The sequence below is a fragment of the Maridesulfovibrio spiralis (SeqCode) genome (genome assembly GCF_048571135.1).
GTDB classification, from domain to species: Bacteria; Desulfobacterota; Desulfovibrionia; order Desulfovibrionales; family Desulfovibrionaceae; genus Maridesulfovibrio; species Maridesulfovibrio spiralis.
The window spans coordinates 636,159-654,419 of record NZ_CP182344.1 but is presented as its reverse complement, the minus strand read 5'-3'; the positions used below and the strand labels follow the sequence as shown (position 1 = coordinate 654,419).

The window sequence follows — 18,261 nt, the reverse complement described above, 5'->3', positions numbered from 1 at the left end:
GCACTGTCAGCTTTAAAAAACGTTGTGAATTTATAGCATTATGAAGTATTGCTGTAATTACGGATGACAGAAGATGGAGGAGTTGCAGTGCGTATCAGTTTCAATAGGATGGAATGGGCCGGCTCTGTGGGAGATCTCGGAGCCATGTTGCCCCTGGCTTTTGCCATGATCATGGTCAACGGTCTTTCCGCTACAGGCTTATTCCTCACGGTAGGGTTGTTTTATCTCATCGGCGGTATGTACTACCGGGTTCCCATTGCGGTGCAGCCCATGAAAGTTGTTTCCGCGTATGCCATTGCCCAGTCTCTCAGCCCGGGGGTTATCAGTGCTTCCGGGATGATCATTGCCGCATTGATGCTTTTCCTCGGCGCAAGCGGGTTGGTCAGCAAGGCTGCCCGGTTAATCCCGTTGCCTGTGATCCGAGGCGTGCAGGTCTCTACCGGAATACTGCTCCTGCTTAAGGGGGTTCACCTTGCGGCAGGCACCAGCAGTTTGCAGGAGACATTGGGCAAGGTTGAACCCTTCCTGTCCTATCAGGCTCTGGGGCCGATTCCGCTAAGCGTTGTTTTCGGTATTATTTTCGGTATTGTCACCCTGAAACTGATCAACAGTAAGCGTGTGCCCGCCGGATTGGTGGTTGTCGGTTTCGGTGCGATTCTTGGCGGGGTGCTTGGAGCATGGCGCGGGCTGGCTGACCTCAGTTTAGGGTTCCATCTGCCGCAGTTGCTTCCATTCGGTTTTCCCAGTGGGGATGAATTTTCCTTTGCCCTGCTGGCTCTTGTCCTGCCGCAGATTCCCATGACACTCGGGAATGCGGTCATCGCCAACCGTGATTTGAGTTATGAATATTTCGGCGATGAAGGGCGCAGGGTTACTGACCGCGCTTTATGCATAAGCATGGGTATTGCCAATGCTTTCGCTGCTCTGGTGGGTGGTATGCCTGTCTGCCACGGGGCCGGGGGACTTGCGGCGCATTACCGTTTCGGGGCACGCACCTGCGGTTCCAACCTTATTATCGGTGTGATTTTTGTACTGCTGGCGATTGGCTTCGGTGCGCAATCTGTAAAAGTCCTGCAGCTCATTCCTATGGGCGTGCTCGGCGTGCTGCTCGTTTTTGCCGGGGTGCAGTTGATACTTGCTGTGCGTGACCAGACAGCAAGGGCTGCTCAGGCAGTGATTCTCCTCATGCTGGTGATCACATTGGTCAGCAATCTGGCCTGGGCTTTTGGAGCCGGAATTTTGCTGAGCATGCTTTTGGTGAAGTTTAAGGTGTTACAATAGTTGTTAATGGTCTATGATAATGCATCCCCAGCAAATCAACGGGGTTGTCAATCGATAAAAACGGAGGGTCTTATGGGTAAGTTAGTTAAAGAAGATGGTGAAAAGGGCCGTTTGCACATAGAAACCAAGCTGCTGGGTGAGTCTCTTGTAGGTAAAGATTGTCTGCGTAAAACAGAAGCAGATGAGTACTTCCACATGCAGCCGGAAGTAAATGTGTTGAAAATTGGCGGACAGTCCATCATGGACCGTGGTGCAAATGCGCTGCTGCCCATCCTTGATGAACTGGTCAAAGCCAAGGAAGAGCACAAAATCCTGCTCATGACCGGGGGCGGAACCCGTGCCCGTCACGTCTATAATATCGGTGTTGATCTTGGTATGCCCACCGGGGTTCTTTCAAAGTTGGGTGATAAGGTTTCCTGGCAGAATGCGGAAATGCTTTCCGTTCTGTTGGCTAAGCATGGTGGTGTAAAAATCGGGCACGGCGACCACCTTGAGCAGCTGAACATGTACTGCCAGCTCGGCTACCTGCCCATCACCACCGGTATTCCGCCTTACGGATTCTTTGAGCATCCCGCTGAAGTAGGTTCCATCCCGCCGCACCGCACTGATTCCGGTGCATTTCTGCTGGCGGAGAACATCGGCGCGAAGTCCGTTATCTATCTTAAAGATGAAAAGGGGCTTTATGAGGACGATCCTAAAAAGGCCAAGGACCGCGAAACCCTCAAGTTCTATGACCGCATCCACGTTGATGAGTTGATTGAAATGGATCTTGATGACCTGATAGTGGAAAGAGCAGTCTTGACCTTCCTCAAGAATGCCAAGACCCTCAAGCAGTTCCAGATTATTGATGTGCTGCGGGACCCTGAGTCCGTACACGCCGCATTGCGCGGAGAACATGTCGGAACTATCGTCTACAAATAAACATATTAAAAAACGGGGACCTTGCTGAGCATGGTCCCCGTTTTTTTAGTCCTGCTTTCCTTCGCTTCCCTTACCGTCGCGCTCCAGATAAACAATCTCTGCTCCGGTGTGCTCAGCAAGCTGCTTAAGTTCACACTTGCGGATACGCTTAACCTTGAGGGTCAGTCCTTCGCCTTGTACACCTACAACGCGGTAACGGGGACGTTTGGTTCCTTCATCTGCTCTTACTCTTTCTCTTACGAAGATTTTCATAAAGCTCTCCTCTGGTTTGTTGTGTCTTTATGGATATTAGTCTATATTAGATATATATCCTCTAAGAACATATAGTCAAGAAGAACAGGTGGGAAATGTCAAAAAAGGCAGGCGGGGGTAAGCCCCAGCGATATATTCAGCCATCACTTTTGATGGCACTAAAGTCAGGGTCTTCATATGGTTATGAGCTTATTCAGACCATCAGCGGGTATGGTTTTTTGCGTGGAGAAGCCCCTCCGGGCATGATCTACCGTCATTTGCGGCAGATGGACGAGGAGGGATTGGTGGAGTCAAGGTGGGACGCTGAGGGTGACGGCCCGGCAAAGCGGGTCTATTCCATCACCCCTGAAGGGTTGGAAATTCTGGAAGCATGGATAATTCACATGGAACGTCAGCGTGACGCTCTGGAAGGCTTTATTGTCCGCTACAGGGAAAGTGTGTAGTTCGGTTTTTGGAGTCCGGCTGCATCTTGTGCCCTTTTTTGCGCTTGCCGTGGGCGGGTTCCCAGACTCCGTACTCTATCCGTTTGACCTGTAAAACTGGACGACCGCCCCAAAGTGAGGGCCTGATCCATGTTGTATTGCGTATTTCATCACCGGGCAGCGGCACGAGAGGGTCGCGGTCCGTTGAAATTACGTCGATTCCGGCTTCGAAGAGATCCTGCACGTGAAGATCACGGCCCAGTTCCCGCAGCCGTCCATACTCGATGAAACGTCCACACCATCCGTAAACAGTCAGTCCGACTGCTGCGGTTGCACCGATGATGCCGTCGTTTGTTCCGCCCAGGCCGTATAACTCAATATCGCGGGCGGCGTGCATGGCGTCTTTCTGGGTGTGTCTGCGTCCGGTTACGGATTTGGAGAAACCTATAATTTCACTGGACACTTCGTCTTCGCGGGCAAGGCATAAGCCGGGATCGCTGCCGGGGGCGCAGAATTCATTTAGGTGTCCAGTTGCCTGTTCGCGCAGATAGTCAAGGTTACTGCCATCGGGAATTTCAATAATGGCACAGGCCGAGCTGTTATTGGATGTGTATGGGATGTTGTCCAGCCGGGGAAGCTGGTGTCTGACTACGCCGATGACATGGCAGTCATTATTCAGGCCGTATACAAATTCGCGGACCAGCCGACCTGTCCCCATAGGGGCATTCTTGTCATCAGTATCGTCAAATCCCATGTAAATGCGCATGTTATTTCTCCTTGTGAATACATGCATCCATCCCACCCTCAGAGGAACAAGTCAACTGGGATTTCTCTGATGCTGAAACGGCACTACGGATCAGTTCGGTGGATATCTGCCGGTGATGAATCGGTCGATTATTCTTTGTACCTCGCCGGATTCCACCATTTCTTTCAATGCAGCATTTAATTCCGGTACTCTCTCGGCTAATGGTGATTTTTTGGAAACCGCAAAGTAGACGGCGAGTGGTGCAGTGTATTTGTATTCTGCTTTTTTTATAATGTCCTGATATCCTAATTTATTATGTAGATAGTCTCCAACCGTTTCAGTTGTTATGAAGGTGTCAATTCTATTGAACCTTAATTTTGTAAAGTTATTCTGTGCGTCTTTGCCTGTGTCCTTTTTCAACTTGGTGTCATTGTCGAATCTGGGGAAAAATTTTGCCCCGAGAGATATTCCGATTTTGTATTTATACAAGTCTTCGTAGGATGTAATATTTGTGGTACTGTCTTTTAATACGTAGAATGCCTTTGAACTTTTTGTTTTATATGGCGGATCAAGGTAGGTCATAAATTTTTCGCGTTCATGATGTTTGAGCAGCCCGTTCATTATATCTGCTGTTCCTTCTTTCATCATGCGCTGCCCTCTTTTCCACGGGCGGATAATATAGGTGGCTCTCAAACCAACCTTTTGGAGCAGGGTGTCCATCAGCATAATATTGATACCGCCGATTTCTTCGTTACTCTCTACAATTCGCCACGGTGGGTAATGATTGACCGGAACGATAACTTCTTGTGCGAGGCATGAGGTAGTCTTAATTGTCAGGAAAAGTATGATGAGAATGAAATGGGATAAGTGCTTCATTATTTCTTACTACGAAATTTGCTGATAAAAATAAAGCAGGGCCTTTGTTAAGTAAGACCCTGCACTGGATTTACTGTTCGAAGCTGCCCCCAAGGGCAAGGTGCAGGTCAATTCGGTTATCCAAACGCACCCGCCGTATATTCAGCAAGGATATTTCTGAACCGATCCATGCTGTCTGATGGCTGAGCAGTTCAAATAGATCAATTTTGCCGACATTGTACTGGATTTGAGCCAGTTCATAGGTCTTTTTCTTGTCTGTCCTGGCTTGAGTCAGATATTCTTCGCGTTTTTGAAGCAGGTTTTCCCCGGAAAGTCCGTTTTCAACTTCCTTGAATGCATTTAGGGCCACAGAAGCATAATTTGCGACGGTTTCTTTTTGTTTTGCTGTGGCCTGTTCAATTTCGGCCTCAATTTTGCCGCCAGTATAGAGGGGGGCAAAGATTCCTGCGGTCAGTCCGGCAATGGCATCGCCCAGTGCGCTTATTCCTGCTCCGGCTCCGAAAGTGAAGCGCGGAAGGTGCAGCAGTTCTGCTCCTTTTTCAGCATAAAAAGCTGCCGCCACGCGATCTTCTGCCGCGATGAGATCCGGTCTTCTTTCAAGAATTGCCGAAGGCTGTCCTGCCGGTATGGGCGGAAGTTTTACAGGGAGTTGGCCTGTTCCTTTTAATTCATCGGCGGGGTAGCGGCCAATCAAAGCTTCAAGGCTGCGGGAGGCCTGCTGGCGGGCCATCTCAGCCTGACTTACAGCATCCTTTGCCGTAGCCAGTTGGGCATGGACCTGAGAAACTTCAAGCATAGAAACTTTGCCTACCTTTTCTTTACGCTTTTCAATCTCATTCATTTTTCCCAGAATTTCGACAATGGATTTCAAGAATTCCTGCTGCTGTTCAATTTCATTAAGCAGGAACCAGTTGCGGGCCGTGGCTGCAGCCAGTGATTGGCGGGCGAATTCATAGTCGGCCTGAACCGCCTTGGCTGATTCTTCGGATGAGCGTTTACCCTGTTCAAGCCTGCCCCAGACATCAGCTTCCCATGAAATACCCAGTCCGGCTTTTTGCGCTCCGGCTGCTTCGTTAGAGGAAGTGCCGGATAACCTGCCGCCCAATCCGATTGAAGGCTGCAAAGCTGCTCCGGCCTGTTTTGCCAGTGCCGTGGCCTGATCAACTCTCGCAGCAGAAGCCTGCAGGTCCGGATTGTTTTTCATGGCTTCGGTCACCAGCGCATTAAGATTCGTGTCTTTGAATTCATGAATCCACCCGTCTTTGACCATGCCGCTATCTGAATCCGTGGCGGACCATTCAGCGGGTGCAGAATTCTGTGTCTTTTCGGCACTCGAAGCGGCCTCGGAATGGGAATAATTGCGTTTGCAGCCGCAGATGGCGAGCAGCAGGATCAAGATCAGTATTGCCGGTCTGAGTTTATGTGACATATTTATCTCCACTTAAATGGCCTCAAAGCATATGATGTTCCGCCAGCTGACCATGCGCAGCAGGATCTGCCTGATCAGGGCCAGCGGTTCCATGCTTTCACTGTAGACGCTGACAGCGGCAGCACTCCCAAGGGGCAGGTTGTACTGCGACATGTCATCGGTAATATGAATGAAGACCGGAACCCTACCCTCTGGAATATGGGTGGAAACACTGAGCAGGTCGCCGGAAGGCTGGAGCTGCCCTTCAGCCAGTGCTTCCTGAATCTTGGTCACTTTGCCTTTGAAGGCATGTCCCGGAATAGCCGGGAAAATAATTTCAGCATTAAAGTCCGGCTTGATGTTCTGGAGCGGATTCTGCTTGAACGCCGCAACCAGCATGGGGTCTTCGGAGTGAACGAAGGTCATCACCGGGCGCAGGGGCAGCGGAACAGCCATCATTCCCGGGCGAAGCCGGACCATTGTTACCCAGCCGTCCGTGGGTGCAACAACTGTCGTGCTGTTTAAATTGAATTTTGCCTTTTCCAGTTCGGCCTGAAGCTGATTCACTTCTTCCTGATATTGTTCAACATCGTAGCGGCTTCCGGCGGATTGTCTAGCAAGCTCCTGAGATTCCTTGAGCCGCTTGTCGGAGAACTTAAGCTGGGCTTCAATCTCATCCACTCTTGCCTGATAGGGAGTAGGGTCGATGGCAAATAGTTTGTCCCCGGCTTTGAGTTGGGTATTGGGTTTGGCATAGACTTCAATGGTTTTGCCGCGCACCTGCGGAACGATTGGTGTGGTCTGGAAATAGATGCGGGCATTGGGCGTGTAGGGGTGGTAAAATGCCATGCAGAGGAATATTCCACCGACAACGAAGATTCCGCCTACCACAGCAGTAGTTACGGTCCATTTGGTTACCGGGATTTTCAGGACTTTGAAGGCAAAGAAAACAATAGCCGCATAGGTCAATTCAATAAGTATATCCACGGTTAGACCTCACTTGCGTCCGTAACTGTATTCAGGTCATCTGGTTCGTCTGCGGGAGTTATTTCATTCTCATTGCTTACGAAATCCTGATCGCTTTTCAGGTCCGGTTTATGAACCATGGCCCATATCCACAGGAACGGCCATATGGCATGCAGGGTGAAAAGGCTGACCCACCCGGCGGCGTGGATTGCATCCTGATGGGGATGGTTGCGTTTTTTGGCGATGTTGTAAGGAATGTCGTGAATGAAGATAATGCCGTATACCAGCACCAGAAAGACAAATATCAACATCCCGGCACCAATGTAATCAAGTATGCGGGAATCCGTTAGAATCATGGATTTCTCCTTGCTGTCCTGCGTTAGGGAAAATCTGTAAGTAATTAACTGCCCTTATAAGAGGTTTAGGTCTAATTCTATGTACCATAGAAAAAGTGGCCGAACTACAAAAAACTGATTCTTCTGTAGGGGAATTATAGACTGAAATCCCTGTTTGCAGAACATTGCGCTCTGTTGTAAATGAACAATCACTAAACAGAGCAAGGAGTTTTTTATGGATAATATTGTTGCTGAACCAGTTGTTGTGATGCCCGTTGAGCGTAAGAATGACACTTACGCACTGCGCATCTGTCTTTCTCAGGGGGAATTCACTCCCGGCATGATGAAGACCGTCATTGAAACAATGGCGAAATTTGATCTGACTTCCCTGCGCGTGACTACCGGCCAGCGGTTGAATCTGGAGGGTATCCCCAAGGATAAACTGGATGAAGTTGTAGACAGCATCGGTTCCTCAGTTAAGAAGGCACCGCCGACTGTCGGAGTCTGTACCGGCGTTGGCGTTTGTAAGTTCGGTGTTCAGGACAGCCGTGGTATGGGCAAAAAACTGCTCGAAGTTATCAAGCAGAATGCTCCCTATCCCTTCAAGATCAAGAGCGGTGTTTCCGGCTGTAAGATCGGTTGCGGATTCAGTAATGTGCGTGATATCGGTCTCGTAGGAACTCCCAAAGGCTGGGACGTTCTTTTCGGCGGCGGTGCTGTGCGCAACGTGCGCGGCGGTGTAAAAATCGGCTCCAAGCTGGGTGCTGACGAAGCTCTTGCACTGGTTGAAAAGGCACTTGCTTTCTACAAAGAAAACGGCCGTAAGCGTGAACGTACCAGCGGTTTTGTCAACCGCATCGGTGAAGAAGCTCTGCTCGAAGCGCTGAAATAGTTCTGTCGTAAAACACAATTTAAAAGGCGGGTTCCCAATCGGGAATCCGCCTTTTTTCGTGTTTTTTTTATTTATCCTTCCGTTTCTCCAGATATTCCTCGGCCCATCCGTTTACGTTTTCGAAGATGGGGATCAGCTTAAGCCCCATTTCGGTGAGCGAATATTCTACTGCCGGGGGAACTTCCTGATAAACTTTGCGGTTTACCAGCCCGGATTTTTCCAGACTGCGTAATTGCTGGGTCAGCATTTTTTGGGTGACTTTAGGCATCAGTCTGCGCATTTCCCCGAATCTTTTCGGTTCTCCGTCCGCAAGGTGCCAGATGATCAGCGGCACCCATTTGCCGGATAATATTTCAAAAGCCACTTCCAACTCATATGTGAAGCTGTTGCAGCTGACTTTGTGGGTTCTGTCTTCAGGCATTATCTCTCCATTCATTGCGCCGAAATCCGGTCGGCTTCAAAAAAATAAAAAAATTTCAGATAATTTTTAGAGCTTATTTTGTGCTTTCTGAAAATTGCGTTCAATTAAGCGAAGTTTCCAACTTACCAGATTTAAAGCTTTTTGTGTAGTTTTCTACTTAATCTAATAGGTAGTTACCAAATGGGAACTACTAACCAGTTGTAAACTACGATACCGAAAGGTGCGTACTTTACAGGAAAAAAAAATTTGTGTTTATAGCTTCTCACCCAACCTGAGGGAAACGTTTGCGGTTTTTAAAAAGTGATATTTTGGTCTGAATTTAATTTTATGAATTAATATTCAGGCTATGAATGTTTTATTTTAAAGTAAAATAATTTTCCTAAGCTGAAATTTGCTTTGGAATATAAATGGAGAAAATTATAATGGCAAGATTTACTATTCCACGTGAAGTGTATTTTGGTGCAGGCAGCATCGAGGAACTCAAAAACATCAAAGGCACCAAAGCTGTTATTGTTATCAGTGGCGGTTCTGTAAAGAGAAATGGTGCGCTCGATAAAATAGAAGGCTTTCTGAAAGAAGCCGGAATCGAAACCACCCTCTTCGAAGGCGTTGAGGCAGACCCCTCTGTTGCCACTGTTCGCCGTGGCGTTGAGTTGATGAACGATTTTCAGCCGGATTGGATTCTCGGTGTGGGCGGCGGTTCCCCCATTGATGCGGCAAAGGCCATGTGGATTTTTTTCGAAAACCCTGATTTTACCTTTGAAGAAGCTGCAAAGCCCTTCAACCTGCCGGAACTGCGTAAGAAAGCGCATTTCGCAGCTGTTCCCACAACCAGTGGAACCGGAACCGAGGTAACTGCGTTCTCCATCATCACCGACAATGATACTGAGCTGAAGTTCCCCATTGCCGACTTTAACATCACTCCTGATCTGGCAATCGTGGACAGTGATCTGGCCCAGTCCATGCCCGCAAGCCTTGTAGCGCACACCGGTATGGATGCATTGACCCATGCTCTGGAAGCTTATGTTTCCATCATGTCCAATGAGCTTACCGACTGCCTCGCCATGAAATCAATGGAAATGATTCAGGATGAACTGGTCGAATCCTACAAGGGAAACAAGGAAGCGCGTGACAAAATGCATATCTCCCAGTGTCTGGCTGGTATGTCTTTTTCCAACGCAATCCTCGGCATTGTCCACAGCATGGCGCACAAGACCGGACACCTTTTCGGTATTCCCCACGGCTGCGCCAATGCAATCTACCTCCCGGCTGCTATCCGTTTCAACGCTGAGAAAGCCGGCGAAAAGTACGCTGACGCTGCAAAGAGGCTCGGTCTTTCCGGTTCCTCCACTGAAGAGCTGGTCGAATCCCTGATCAACTTTGTGAAGAAGCTCAACGTGGACATGCAGATTCCTGCGACCCTCAAAGAGTTCGGTGTGAATGAAGATGAATTCCTTGCCAACCTCGACAAGATTTCCGAGGGCGCATGCGGAGACCCCTGCACCAGCACCAACCCGCGTGAGATCTCCATTGAGCAGATGAAAGAGCTGTTCAAGGAATCCTACTACGGTAAATAGCCCACTGGCTGTGAATTGTTGAAGCAGCCTGATTACATATTGGCGGGAAAGTCTTCGAGAGGGCTTTCCCGCCAATCAAATTACTGGACCTATCTGAAAACCCCTGCTATTACCCGCTTTCCACGCACTACTTTCCAATCCTCTCTTAAAATAAGGTCCGTATCACTCAAGGACCAAACCACACATCATTCATATGGGAAAACATATCATTGAAGAGGCGACCCGTTGCCTGCAATGCAAAAAACCGCTTTGCAGCAAGGGCTGTCCGCTCGGCACACCTATTAATAAAATGATCGAACTCCTGCTGGACGGTAAAATGCAGGAGGCCGGGGCCATGCTGTTCGAGAACAACCCGCTTTCGGTGGTCTGTTCGCTTATCTGTCCCCATGAAAATTTCTGTGAAGGGCATTGTATTCTGGGCCGCAAGAGTTCCCCGGTGCAGTGCAGCGATATTGAAAACTATATTTCCCGCTACTATCTGGCCCAGTTTCAACCCCAGAAAGCCGAGAAACGCAAAGCCCGTATCGCGGTTGTCGGTTCCGGTCCAGCCGGGATCACCGTCGCTTTCATCCTTGCCCTGAGAGGGTATGAGGTGACCATCTTCGAATCCGAAGACAAGATCGGCGGGGTCCTTCAGTACGGTATCCCCGAATTCCGCCTTCCCAAGGATATCCTTGAAAAGCTGCGTGAAGTGCTCATCCAACTTGGAGTTAAAATCCGTCCTAACATGCTTATCGGTCCGGTTATCTCTCTCGATGATTTGCTGCGTGACGGCTACAAGGCGATCTTTATCGGAACCGGGGTCTGGAATCCGCGTCCGCTTCGACTCAAAGGCGAGACTCTCGGCCATGTGCATTACGCCATCAACTACCTGAAGAATCCTGATGTCTATGAGCTCGGTAAGAAAGTTGCGGTTATCGGAGCCGGGAACGTGGCTATGGATGTGGCCCGTACCGCTCTGCGCAAAGGAGCGCAGGAAGTTACCGTGCTTTACCGCCGGGGTCAGGAAGATATGTCCGCCACCAAGTACGAGTACGATTACGCCAAGCTTGACGGGGTTCGCTTCAAGTTTTTTCATTCTCCGTTGGAGTTGAACGAAGAGGGCGTGGTCTGCGTGCGCACGGAAAAAGAGACCGGGGAAGACGGCAAGGTCAAGCTGGTCACCGTGGAAGGTTCTGAAAAGCTTGAACAGGCTGATTCCATCTTTATCGCCGTAAGTCAGGCCCCGCGCAACAACCTGACCGGGATTGAGATCGGCAGGACCGGACTGGTTATTACCGATGAAGAAGGGCGCACCACCCGTGAAGGCATCTTCGCATCCGGCGATGTTGTCACCGGAGCCAGAACCGTAGCCGAAGCCGTGCGTTGTTCCAAGAATTCCGCACAGGCGATTATGGATTACGTGGAAGGTTTGTAGGAGTTAGTTGAGACGCTTTCGCGTTTTGATGAAAAGAGTTTGCCTCCGGCGGCTTAAACCCTTTTGCAAAAGGGTTTGTTACACTGTCGCTATCTCTAAGACTCGCGGAAGACCGCTCGCCTAAGAGCTAGTGCAAGAATCCCAAAAACTTTTATTGGCCTGCGTCGCTGTGTTTTATAAATAGAAAAAATCCCGGAATGGTTTTGCCATTCCGGGATTATTTTATTGCTGCGGTCTTCTGCCCATTCCACCTTGTCCGTGTCCTTCGGGGACGCAGAAGGTCTGCTCATTGCGGCTCATGCATGTGCCGGAAAGTTTTCCACGCGGAGTCTGTACTGCGCATTCATCCCCTTGTGATTTGCCGTTGCAGGCTGTGAAGGCTTCCGGTGGCGGGCCTTGGCGGTTGCGGCCTTGCCCACGGCCCATTGATTGTCCGGTGGATTGCCCCATCTGCTGTCCCGTGCCATCTTGGTTCATGCCGTAGCCCATGCCTTTGTTTCTTTTACCGCCCTGCCGGTTGCCACCCATGCTGCCCATGCCGAAACCGGTTTTACCCATGTCCAGCGTTTTGATTTTTACGTAGGGCGGGTTGTACGGTTCGGCAGTTCCTCCGGCTACGCAACGCACATAGTTGTAGATGCGGATGTCATCTCCCTGCGGGCCGCGCCCGTTTGGGAAGGCTTCGGGATTACCGGATTTGGGATCACTGCGCTGTGCCCCGGCTCCGTGTACGTCCATCCATTTTTTGGTGTTGCTGCGCGGGGGAGCGAAATAGCCCATGCTGCGCCCGAAGGCTACGTAGGAAGCGTGGTCTGCCCCCTTGGGGCCGTCCATGTGGGTGGTGGAGGACCAGTAGTAGGATTCCTTGTCCGTGACTTTAAAAACCGGATCAATTGCTGCGGTCCCGCTGGTTTTCGGGCTGCGGGTGTAATCCACAATGGATTGCAGTTCCTTGACGCCCGGAAGACGCCAGTCGTTACGTCCTGCATAATTCAGGTTTTCGCAATAGCTCAGGGCTTCCTGCCAGTTGAGTTTCTTTACGCTGTCTTCCTGCTGCCAGACCAATCCGGTGGCTTTGTCTTCAACAATACCGTTTTTCAGGTCTACGAAAATATTTTCACCGTAGTCGGGGTTGCCGCGTACATAACGCATATATTTTTTGCCCCGGTTGCCGTGTCCGCTTTTGCCGTAGCCTTTGATGCGTCCGTCCGCGAAGTTTACCCCGAAGGCTGTGGGATTGCTGCCCATAGTCTTGCTCACATAAGTGGTTGCCGACCAATCCTGACAGTCGATCAAACGTTCGCCCTTTGAACTGTCGCCGAGTTTGAAATCAAAGTAGTTCGTATCAATAAACGGTGTTGAAACTGAATCAGATCCCATTACCCGGCCATTGAAATCAATCAGCGAGTATACTTCCTTGATGCTCGGGGCGCGCCAGTCGTTGTATCCTCCGACACGGCAGTCTTCCGCGCCGTTCATTGCCGTCTGCCATGACTGCTTGTCTCCACGGGCTTTAACCCACATCAATCCGGTAACGAGATCGGAAATTGTGCCGTCGCCGTTATCTTTGTAGCGGGGCTGGTTGCCTTTGTATTGGGCGTCCTGTCCGTAGAACGCATCGTCTTTGGCAGGACATTGAATCTGTTGGGAATTGTCGAAGCAGGCTTCCTGTCCACTGTCCACAATGGGATAGTTACCGGCCCATGCGTGGGTTGCGCAGATGAGGGTTGCCGCGAATATAAACATCAGGGTGATTTTTTTCATATCTGCTCCTGTTTTTGTATATCAGTTAAGCATGAACATGAGTTTTCTTCCAGTGGAAAGGGGGCTTCTTGATTTTAATTAACAAAAAACCCCGTCTGCATATGCAAACGGGGTTTGGATGGTAGAGATATATGTTTTGCTTAGGATTGAAGTTCCTTGATCAGATCGCTCAATTCACTGGACATGGATGCCAGTTCCTGAACAGCTTTTGCTGATTGCTGGATACCTTCTGTTGTTTCCCGGGTGATGTTGTTGATTTCAGTTATGGCGATGTTGATCTGCTCGGAGGCACTGGACTGTTCTTCGGAAGCTGTGGCGATAGCTTCAACCAGTCCCGCGCTATCATCCACGGTACTGACGATTTTTCCTAAAGACTCGCCGGAACGGGAGGCCAGTTCGGTGGTTTTTTCCACCGCTCCAACAGCATTTTCCACCGCACGCATGTTGGTACGCATGGCCTGCTGGATGTTTTCCACGTTGCTTCCGACTTCATGTGTGGCGGACATTGTTTTTTCCGCCAGTTTGCGGACTTCATCGGCAACCACGGCAAATCCGCGTCCCGCTTCCCCGGCCCTTGCAGCCTCAATGGCGGCATTCAGGGCCAGCAGGTTGGTCTGGTCGGCGATGTCGGAAATCACTTCCATGACTGTGCTGATTGATTCTGTCTGTTTGCTCAGGTTTGCCATGTTGGAGCGCAGGTCATTTGCAATATTGCTGACTTCAGTGATCGAGTTCACAGAGTCGGATACAATTTGCGCGCCTTCTTCAGCCTGTTGCCTTGCTTCCATGCTTTTGCCGGAAGCATTGGAGGCACTCCGGGCAACTTCCATGATGGTGCTGTTCATCTGCTCCATTGCGGTGGCGGTTTCAGTTATACGTCCATGCTGGATTTCGGAACCGTTGCTGATCTGTTCCACCTGTGCAGCCAGCTCTTCACTGGCTGATGAAAGCTGTTCGGCAACGGCATGAGTGCGTGACGCCACATCCTGCATTGTGCGTTGTGCTTCGCGGATTTCTGTCTGGTCGAGGATGACTTCCATCGCTCCTACTACTTTTCCATCTTTCTCGATGGGAACGCCGATGTAATCAATATCGATCTTCCCATTGGGAGTTTGGGCTACAGTCGCTCCGTTTTCTGGTTTGCGGGAAATAAAGGACTTGGCGCAGGCGCAGTTTTCAGTTCCGCAGTCCGGTGTGCTGATGGAAGTTGAACATTTGCCTTTCTTCAGTTCTGCAAGGGGTTTATCCAGTAATTTGATTCCTGTTTTGTTCATGAATAGAATTTTCATATCCCGGTCCATAGTCATAATCGGGACCGGAACAGCATCAATAAATGACCTCATAACTTTCATTGCCAGATTTGTGCGGTCAATGAGTTCGGCGTAACTTCCTTTGAAAGAGGAGCTGTCTGCCTGACTGTCGATTCTGCCTACTTCAATTCCGGTAATGGCGTTATCTATTTCAGTCATTGCGTTTTTCAGGGTTTTTTCAACCTGGGCCATGTCTTTACAGATCATTCCCACCTCATCATTCTGGTCGACTTCCATCTTGCAGTTCAGATTGCCGTTGGCCAGTTCCTGAACAAATGTCCGGGCTTTTGCAAGGGGAACAGTTATGCTGCGTGAGATGAAGTATGCGAGGATGATGGCGATTAAGATGGTGATGCCAGAAGTCACGGTCATGTTTTTTGCCGCTGAGGAAATAGCACTCTGCATGCGCGGTCCCAGTTCATCCTGCTGTCTCATGATGGATAATTTGAGATTTTCAATGTGTTCCGCCAGAACAGGTCCAAGGGAATCAAGCTTTTCTTCTGAAGCAATCTGGACGGAATTTGCAGTGATGATTGAATCGGTGTGACTTACGTAAAGTTTGGTGTTTTCGGTGAGTTCATTGATCAGCCCGAGGTCGGCTGGGGAGTAGAGGACGTTCTGGATTTCACCGATGCTTTTCTTGAAATTTTCAAGCAGGGTAATTGCTTTTTTGCCGTCTTCCGGATTGTGGGTGTTGAAAATAAATACGGAGTTGGCCAGCCTTGCTTCGAACAGTGCGGCCCTGCTTTTTTCAATCATGGCCATGAGGAAGCTGTCTTCCCGTTCTGTTGCGCTTTGCAGCAGGGTGTTGAGACCACCAATCAGGATTTTCCCATTTTCAGCAGCCAGTCCGATAGAGCCTTGTTCTTTTTCCTTGGCGGCTTGGAATTTTTTGAATGTGTTTTTATAAGTCTCAATTTCATTCCTTAATTTGGAAACCAGAGAAGACCGTTCCGGGTCGGTTATTTTTATCTCGGCGTCGTTCAGTAATTCCTCCAGCTTTTTGAGTCTTTCATTGTACTGCATCAGGGAGTCTTGTGTGCCGGAGTTCGTGTATGAAACTGCCCCCATGCTGGTCAGCAGGAGGTTGGCTTGAATGCGTCCGGCAAGGTTTGTCTGGCGTGCCAGTTCACGGTATTCTCCAAAGCCTTGTGAACTGTCTGTGAGTTTGAAAATCCCTTGTCCTGCTGTCGCTGCCAGCAGAATCATGATTAAGCCGAATCCTGCTGCAATTTTTGTAGTGACATTCAAATTCTTGAGCATTGCCTATACCTCTTTAGGGGGAAATTATTGAATATTCCTGATGACTTTATATATTATGAATTAACTTTAGGACTTTTCTAATTGTCGGACTTTCTATTGTCAATAAAGCGATGGTGTTTTTTGTATGGCTGTTTTTTCGAAGAAGACTATTTCGTTGTCGTGTTATTTTTATGTTAAACAATGTCAAAGCCCGGATTTGTAATCCGGGCTTTAGATGTTAAAACAGGGTTTATTGTTTGAGACTATTGTTTCAGCAAGTGTTTTATGAAGTGTTGATTGATTTTTGCAATCTGTCCTGATTTATTCATTTGACTTAAAGTCGAAATTAACTTTGGAACAATGTCGGCATGCTCTTTGTTAAGGTAGTGGTACATAGGTGTTACTTCGATTGTCGGTTCTAATATCTTGATAGTATTTGATTGTGAATGTTTAAGAGCCTTCATTGCGCCTAATCTTGAAATGATTCCTATATCGATGCGGTCTGCTTCAAGCATCTTGACTATGTGATCGGGGTCAATACTGGTGACAAAATTTTTGCATCCGCCTTTCTTCAATCCCTTTTGGATAATGCGCACCCCACGAACAAGGCCCAGTCTGTAGGGAGCAAGAGATTCCCAGCCTGATATCTTGATATCAGGATTCTTGCTAATGGCTACCAGTTCGGTGTGGAAGATAGGAACCGGAATCTGGATGAGGTTTGGGAATTGTTTTTCAAGTCCGCCGATCTTTACGATTTCTCCGTCTACAAGACCTGCATTCGCGCTGTGCAATGCTCTTTCAATGGGGTAGTATCTGGTCGCGATTTCTATTCCCATTTGGGAATATGCATATTTCAGGACCTGTGCTGATGAATTGACTACTGCGGCATCCATCCCGGAAAAAAACAGCTTGTTTGATGCGCTAGCGGCTGAAGAGAAGAAGAATATAACGAGAAATAGTACTGATGCCAGACGGTGCATTGCGGCTCCATATATTGGTTCGTATTTATGCAGTTGCGCTGTATAGTTTAGCACAGTTGATTATTGCAGGTAACCCCAATCTGTCAGGCGACCATAAGCATGCTTCGCATAGTTACCCTGATTGGTGGACTTGAGGAAACGGTAGTATTCGTTGGCGGCCATGTCACGGTTGCCGAGAGCTTCGTATGAAACACCTTTGAAGAATGTGGTCATGGGGTTGCCGGGCAGACGCTTTTCATAAGCATTGAAGTTGGAAAGAGCCTGACGGAAATCTTTATTTTCCATGCTCAGCATTCCGGTCATGTGCAGGGCCTGTGCTTCCTGCGGATAGCGGTGCTTGGCCTGCTGGGCGTATTGCAGACCTTCTGCGGACTTACCCTGCGCCATCTGGCATTTGGACATGAGCAGTAGTCCGGCGTAGTCGTTGGGTGCAATGCGCAGGGCCTTTGCAAAGTGTTCCTCTGCTTCATGATAGCTCTTCTTGCCCATTGCGCCTTCACCTTTCTGCATTTCGATGATTGCCGGTTTGATGCGGCGCACGGAAGCGATGTTGTCCATATATCTTTCACGCAGAAGCTTACCTTTGCTGTCGGCGTATACGGTATCTCGTTTTTCTACGGCGGTGGTGTAGCGTTCCGAGCTCATGGGGTGGGAAGCGAACATCTGCTGCACGAATGAGGGTTTGCTCTTGTGCAGTTTGTTAAGCTCATCCATCAGCCCGACCATGCCTTCAGGATCGTAGCCTACGTTGTCCATGTATTCCATGCCGAGGCTGTCAGCCTGCCGCTCGTCGGAGCGGGAATAGCTGGCCAGCAGCATTCCTGCACCGATGCCGCCCAATCCCGCAGCTAGCGGGACCAGTCTGCTGTCCTGTGTTGCGGCAACTCCCACACCGAGGGCCACGACGCCTTGAACGGCAATGGCGGAACTCATGCGCGATGCCGTGTGCCGTGCGTTTACGTGTCCGATTTCATGGCCCATCAGCGCGGCCAGTTCGGCTTCATTTTCAAGGGTGACTAAAATTCCACGGGTGCAGGCTATGCTGCCGCCGGGGAAAGCATAGGCATTGATATAGTTGGCATTCACACAGCGGTAGGAGTAGGGCATGTCGGGCCTGTGGCTGCTGGAAGAAAGTGATATCCCGACTTTGGTTACGTAGTCGTTTACCTGTTTATCCTGCACGGCTCCGTAGTCGGCGGAGAATTGGTGCGGGGAATTCTGGTGGTCCATCTGGATTTCCTGCTGCTCGGATACCAGCATCAATTGTTGCTGTCCGGTCACCGGGTTGATTGCACACCCGCTTAATATACCGAGAGTTCCACCGGCGGCCAGTTTCATGGCCTGTCTTCTGGAAATCAATACTGTCTTATTGCTTTTGCCCATAGTTCCTCCAAATGGATATATCCTTTAATAATATATCTGCTCGGTATGCTTGGCAACTGTTTCCATTTT

At 49.4% G+C, this 18,261-nt stretch carries 17 protein-coding genes; 6 read left to right on the top strand and 11 right to left on the bottom strand.

Annotated features, from left to right (window positions below):
* The first annotated feature begins 63 nt into the window (after nt 1–63).
* A complete protein-coding gene (locus ACNI29_RS03020; protein WP_419780712.1) occupies nt 64–1,281 on the top strand; it encodes a putative sulfate/molybdate transporter in 1,218 nt (405 codons plus the stop codon).
* Between the two features lie 72 nt (nt 1,282–1,353).
* Nucleotides 1,354–2,202 (top strand): amino acid kinase family protein, encoded by an 849-nt coding sequence (locus tag ACNI29_RS03015; RefSeq protein ID WP_419780711.1) that lies wholly within the window; start codon nt 1,354–1,356, stop codon nt 2,200–2,202.
* A gap of 45 nt (nt 2,203–2,247) precedes the next feature.
* Here ACNI29_RS03015 and ACNI29_RS03010 read toward each other — a convergent pair whose 3' ends face one another.
* On the bottom strand, nt 2,248–2,454 hold the full coding sequence (locus ACNI29_RS03010) for a hypothetical protein (protein ID WP_419780710.1): 207 nt from the start codon (nt 2,452–2,454) through the stop codon (nt 2,248–2,250).
* Nucleotides 2,455–2,549: 95 nt separating this feature from the next.
* Here ACNI29_RS03010 and ACNI29_RS03005 point away from each other — a divergent pair, with 95 nt between their 5' ends.
* Entirely contained in the window at nt 2,550–2,897 is a 348-nt protein-coding gene (locus tag ACNI29_RS03005) for a PadR family transcriptional regulator (protein ID WP_419780709.1), read from the top strand.
* Here ACNI29_RS03005 and ACNI29_RS03000 read toward each other — a convergent pair.
* From ACNI29_RS03000 to ACNI29_RS02980, 5 genes are all read right to left on the bottom strand, one after another.
* Nucleotides 2,869–3,642 carry a hypothetical protein gene (locus tag ACNI29_RS03000; protein WP_419780708.1) on the bottom strand — a complete coding sequence of 258 codons (774 nt, stop codon included), beginning with the start codon at nt 3,640–3,642 and terminating at the stop codon, nt 2,869–2,871. The genes ACNI29_RS03005 and ACNI29_RS03000 overlap by 29 nt on opposite strands.
* Before the next feature lie 90 nt (nt 3,643–3,732).
* Nucleotides 3,733–4,497, bottom strand: coding sequence for a substrate-binding periplasmic protein (locus tag ACNI29_RS02995; RefSeq protein WP_419780707.1), 765 nt, complete (start codon nt 4,495–4,497; stop codon nt 3,733–3,735).
* Nucleotides 4,498–4,567: 70 nt separating this feature from the next.
* The gene (locus ACNI29_RS02990; RefSeq protein WP_419780706.1) at nt 4,568–5,926 is read right to left on the bottom strand and encodes a TolC family protein; all 1,359 of its coding nucleotides are present in this window, start codon (nt 5,924–5,926) and stop codon (nt 4,568–4,570) included.
* Between the two features lie 12 nt (nt 5,927–5,938).
* Nucleotides 5,939–6,892, bottom strand: coding sequence for an HlyD family secretion protein (locus ACNI29_RS02985; RefSeq protein ID WP_419780705.1), 954 nt, complete (start codon nt 6,890–6,892; stop codon nt 5,939–5,941).
* A 2-nt stretch (nt 6,893–6,894) separates the two neighbouring features.
* Entirely contained in the window at nt 6,895–7,227 is a 333-nt protein-coding gene (locus tag ACNI29_RS02980) for a DUF3302 domain-containing protein (RefSeq protein WP_419780704.1), read from the bottom strand.
* Nucleotides 7,228–7,441: 214 nt separating this feature from the next.
* Here ACNI29_RS02980 and ACNI29_RS02975 point away from each other — a divergent pair, with 214 nt between their 5' ends.
* Nucleotides 7,442–8,098, top strand: a complete 657-nt coding sequence (locus ACNI29_RS02975; protein ID WP_419780703.1) for a ferredoxin-like domain-containing protein — start codon at nt 7,442–7,444, stop codon at nt 8,096–8,098.
* A 67-nt stretch (nt 8,099–8,165) separates the two neighbouring features.
* Here ACNI29_RS02975 and ACNI29_RS02970 read toward each other — a convergent pair whose 3' ends face one another.
* Nucleotides 8,166–8,519, bottom strand: coding sequence for a winged helix-turn-helix transcriptional regulator (locus tag ACNI29_RS02970; protein WP_419780702.1), 354 nt, complete (start codon nt 8,517–8,519; stop codon nt 8,166–8,168).
* Between the two features lie 422 nt (nt 8,520–8,941).
* On the opposite strand from ACNI29_RS02970, the gene ACNI29_RS02965 reads away from it, so the two are divergent.
* Both ACNI29_RS02965 and ACNI29_RS02960 read left to right on the top strand, forming a co-directional pair.
* A complete protein-coding gene (locus ACNI29_RS02965; RefSeq protein ID WP_419780701.1) occupies nt 8,942–10,096 on the top strand; it encodes an iron-containing alcohol dehydrogenase in 1,155 nt (384 codons plus the stop codon).
* A 193-nt stretch (nt 10,097–10,289) separates the two neighbouring features.
* Nucleotides 10,290–11,513 (top strand): NAD(P)-dependent oxidoreductase, encoded by a 1,224-nt coding sequence (locus tag ACNI29_RS02960; protein WP_419780700.1) that lies wholly within the window; start codon nt 10,290–10,292, stop codon nt 11,511–11,513.
* Nucleotides 11,514–11,735: 222 nt separating this feature from the next.
* Here ACNI29_RS02960 and ACNI29_RS02955 read toward each other — a convergent pair whose 3' ends face one another.
* The 4 genes from ACNI29_RS02955 to ACNI29_RS02940 form a co-directional block, all read right to left on the bottom strand.
* Nucleotides 11,736–13,277 (bottom strand): Lcl C-terminal domain-containing protein, encoded by a 1,542-nt coding sequence (locus ACNI29_RS02955; RefSeq protein WP_419780699.1) that lies wholly within the window; start codon nt 13,275–13,277, stop codon nt 11,736–11,738.
* A 140-nt stretch (nt 13,278–13,417) separates the two neighbouring features.
* A complete protein-coding gene (locus tag ACNI29_RS02950; RefSeq protein WP_419780698.1) occupies nt 13,418–15,850 on the bottom strand; it encodes a methyl-accepting chemotaxis protein in 2,433 nt (810 codons plus the stop codon).
* A 242-nt stretch (nt 15,851–16,092) separates the two neighbouring features.
* Nucleotides 16,093–16,809, bottom strand: coding sequence for a substrate-binding periplasmic protein (locus ACNI29_RS02945; RefSeq protein ID WP_419780697.1), 717 nt, complete (start codon nt 16,807–16,809; stop codon nt 16,093–16,095).
* Between the two features lie 60 nt (nt 16,810–16,869).
* Entirely contained in the window at nt 16,870–18,192 is a 1,323-nt protein-coding gene (locus ACNI29_RS02940) for a M48 family metalloprotease (RefSeq protein ID WP_419780696.1), read from the bottom strand.
* Between the last annotated feature and the right edge of the window lie 69 nt (nt 18,193–18,261).

What these genes read in the sequence shown, in the direction of transcription:
- ACNI29_RS03005 (WP_419780709.1), top strand. Translation starts at nt 2,550, where the DNA reads ATGTCAAAAAAGGCAGGCGGGGGTAAGCCCCAGCGATATATTCAGCCA.
- ACNI29_RS02975 (WP_419780703.1), top strand. Translation starts at nt 7,442, where the DNA reads ATGGATAATATTGTTGCTGAACCAGTTGTTGTGATGCCCGTTGAGCGT.
- ACNI29_RS03010 (WP_419780710.1), bottom strand. Translation starts at nt 2,454, where the DNA reads ATGAAAATCTTCGTAAGAGAAAGAGTAAGAGCAGATGAAGGAACCAAA.
- ACNI29_RS02945 (WP_419780697.1), bottom strand. Translation starts at nt 16,809, where the DNA reads ATGCACCGTCTGGCATCAGTACTATTTCTCGTTATATTCTTCTTCTCT.
- ACNI29_RS03000 (WP_419780708.1), bottom strand. Translation starts at nt 3,642, where the DNA reads ATGCGCATTTACATGGGATTTGACGATACTGATGACAAGAATGCCCCT.
- ACNI29_RS02950 (WP_419780698.1), bottom strand. Translation starts at nt 15,850, where the DNA reads ATGCTCAAGAATTTGAATGTCACTACAAAAATTGCAGCAGGATTCGGC.
- ACNI29_RS02960 (WP_419780700.1), top strand. Translation starts at nt 10,290, where the DNA reads ATGGGAAAACATATCATTGAAGAGGCGACCCGTTGCCTGCAATGCAAA.
- ACNI29_RS02955 (WP_419780699.1), bottom strand. Translation starts at nt 13,277, where the DNA reads ATGAAAAAAATCACCCTGATGTTTATATTCGCGGCAACCCTCATCTGC.
- ACNI29_RS03015 (WP_419780711.1), top strand. Translation starts at nt 1,354, where the DNA reads ATGGGTAAGTTAGTTAAAGAAGATGGTGAAAAGGGCCGTTTGCACATA.
- ACNI29_RS03020 (WP_419780712.1), top strand. Translation starts at nt 64, where the DNA reads ATGACAGAAGATGGAGGAGTTGCAGTGCGTATCAGTTTCAATAGGATG.
- ACNI29_RS02940 (WP_419780696.1), bottom strand. Translation starts at nt 18,192, where the DNA reads ATGGGCAAAAGCAATAAGACAGTATTGATTTCCAGAAGACAGGCCATG.
- ACNI29_RS02965 (WP_419780701.1), top strand. Translation starts at nt 8,942, where the DNA reads ATGGCAAGATTTACTATTCCACGTGAAGTGTATTTTGGTGCAGGCAGC.
- ACNI29_RS02995 (WP_419780707.1), bottom strand. Translation starts at nt 4,497, where the DNA reads ATGAAGCACTTATCCCATTTCATTCTCATCATACTTTTCCTGACAATT.
- ACNI29_RS02970 (WP_419780702.1), bottom strand. Translation starts at nt 8,519, where the DNA reads ATGCCTGAAGACAGAACCCACAAAGTCAGCTGCAACAGCTTCACATAT.
- ACNI29_RS02990 (WP_419780706.1), bottom strand. Translation starts at nt 5,926, where the DNA reads ATGTCACATAAACTCAGACCGGCAATACTGATCTTGATCCTGCTGCTC.
- ACNI29_RS02980 (WP_419780704.1), bottom strand. Translation starts at nt 7,227, where the DNA reads ATGATTCTAACGGATTCCCGCATACTTGATTACATTGGTGCCGGGATG.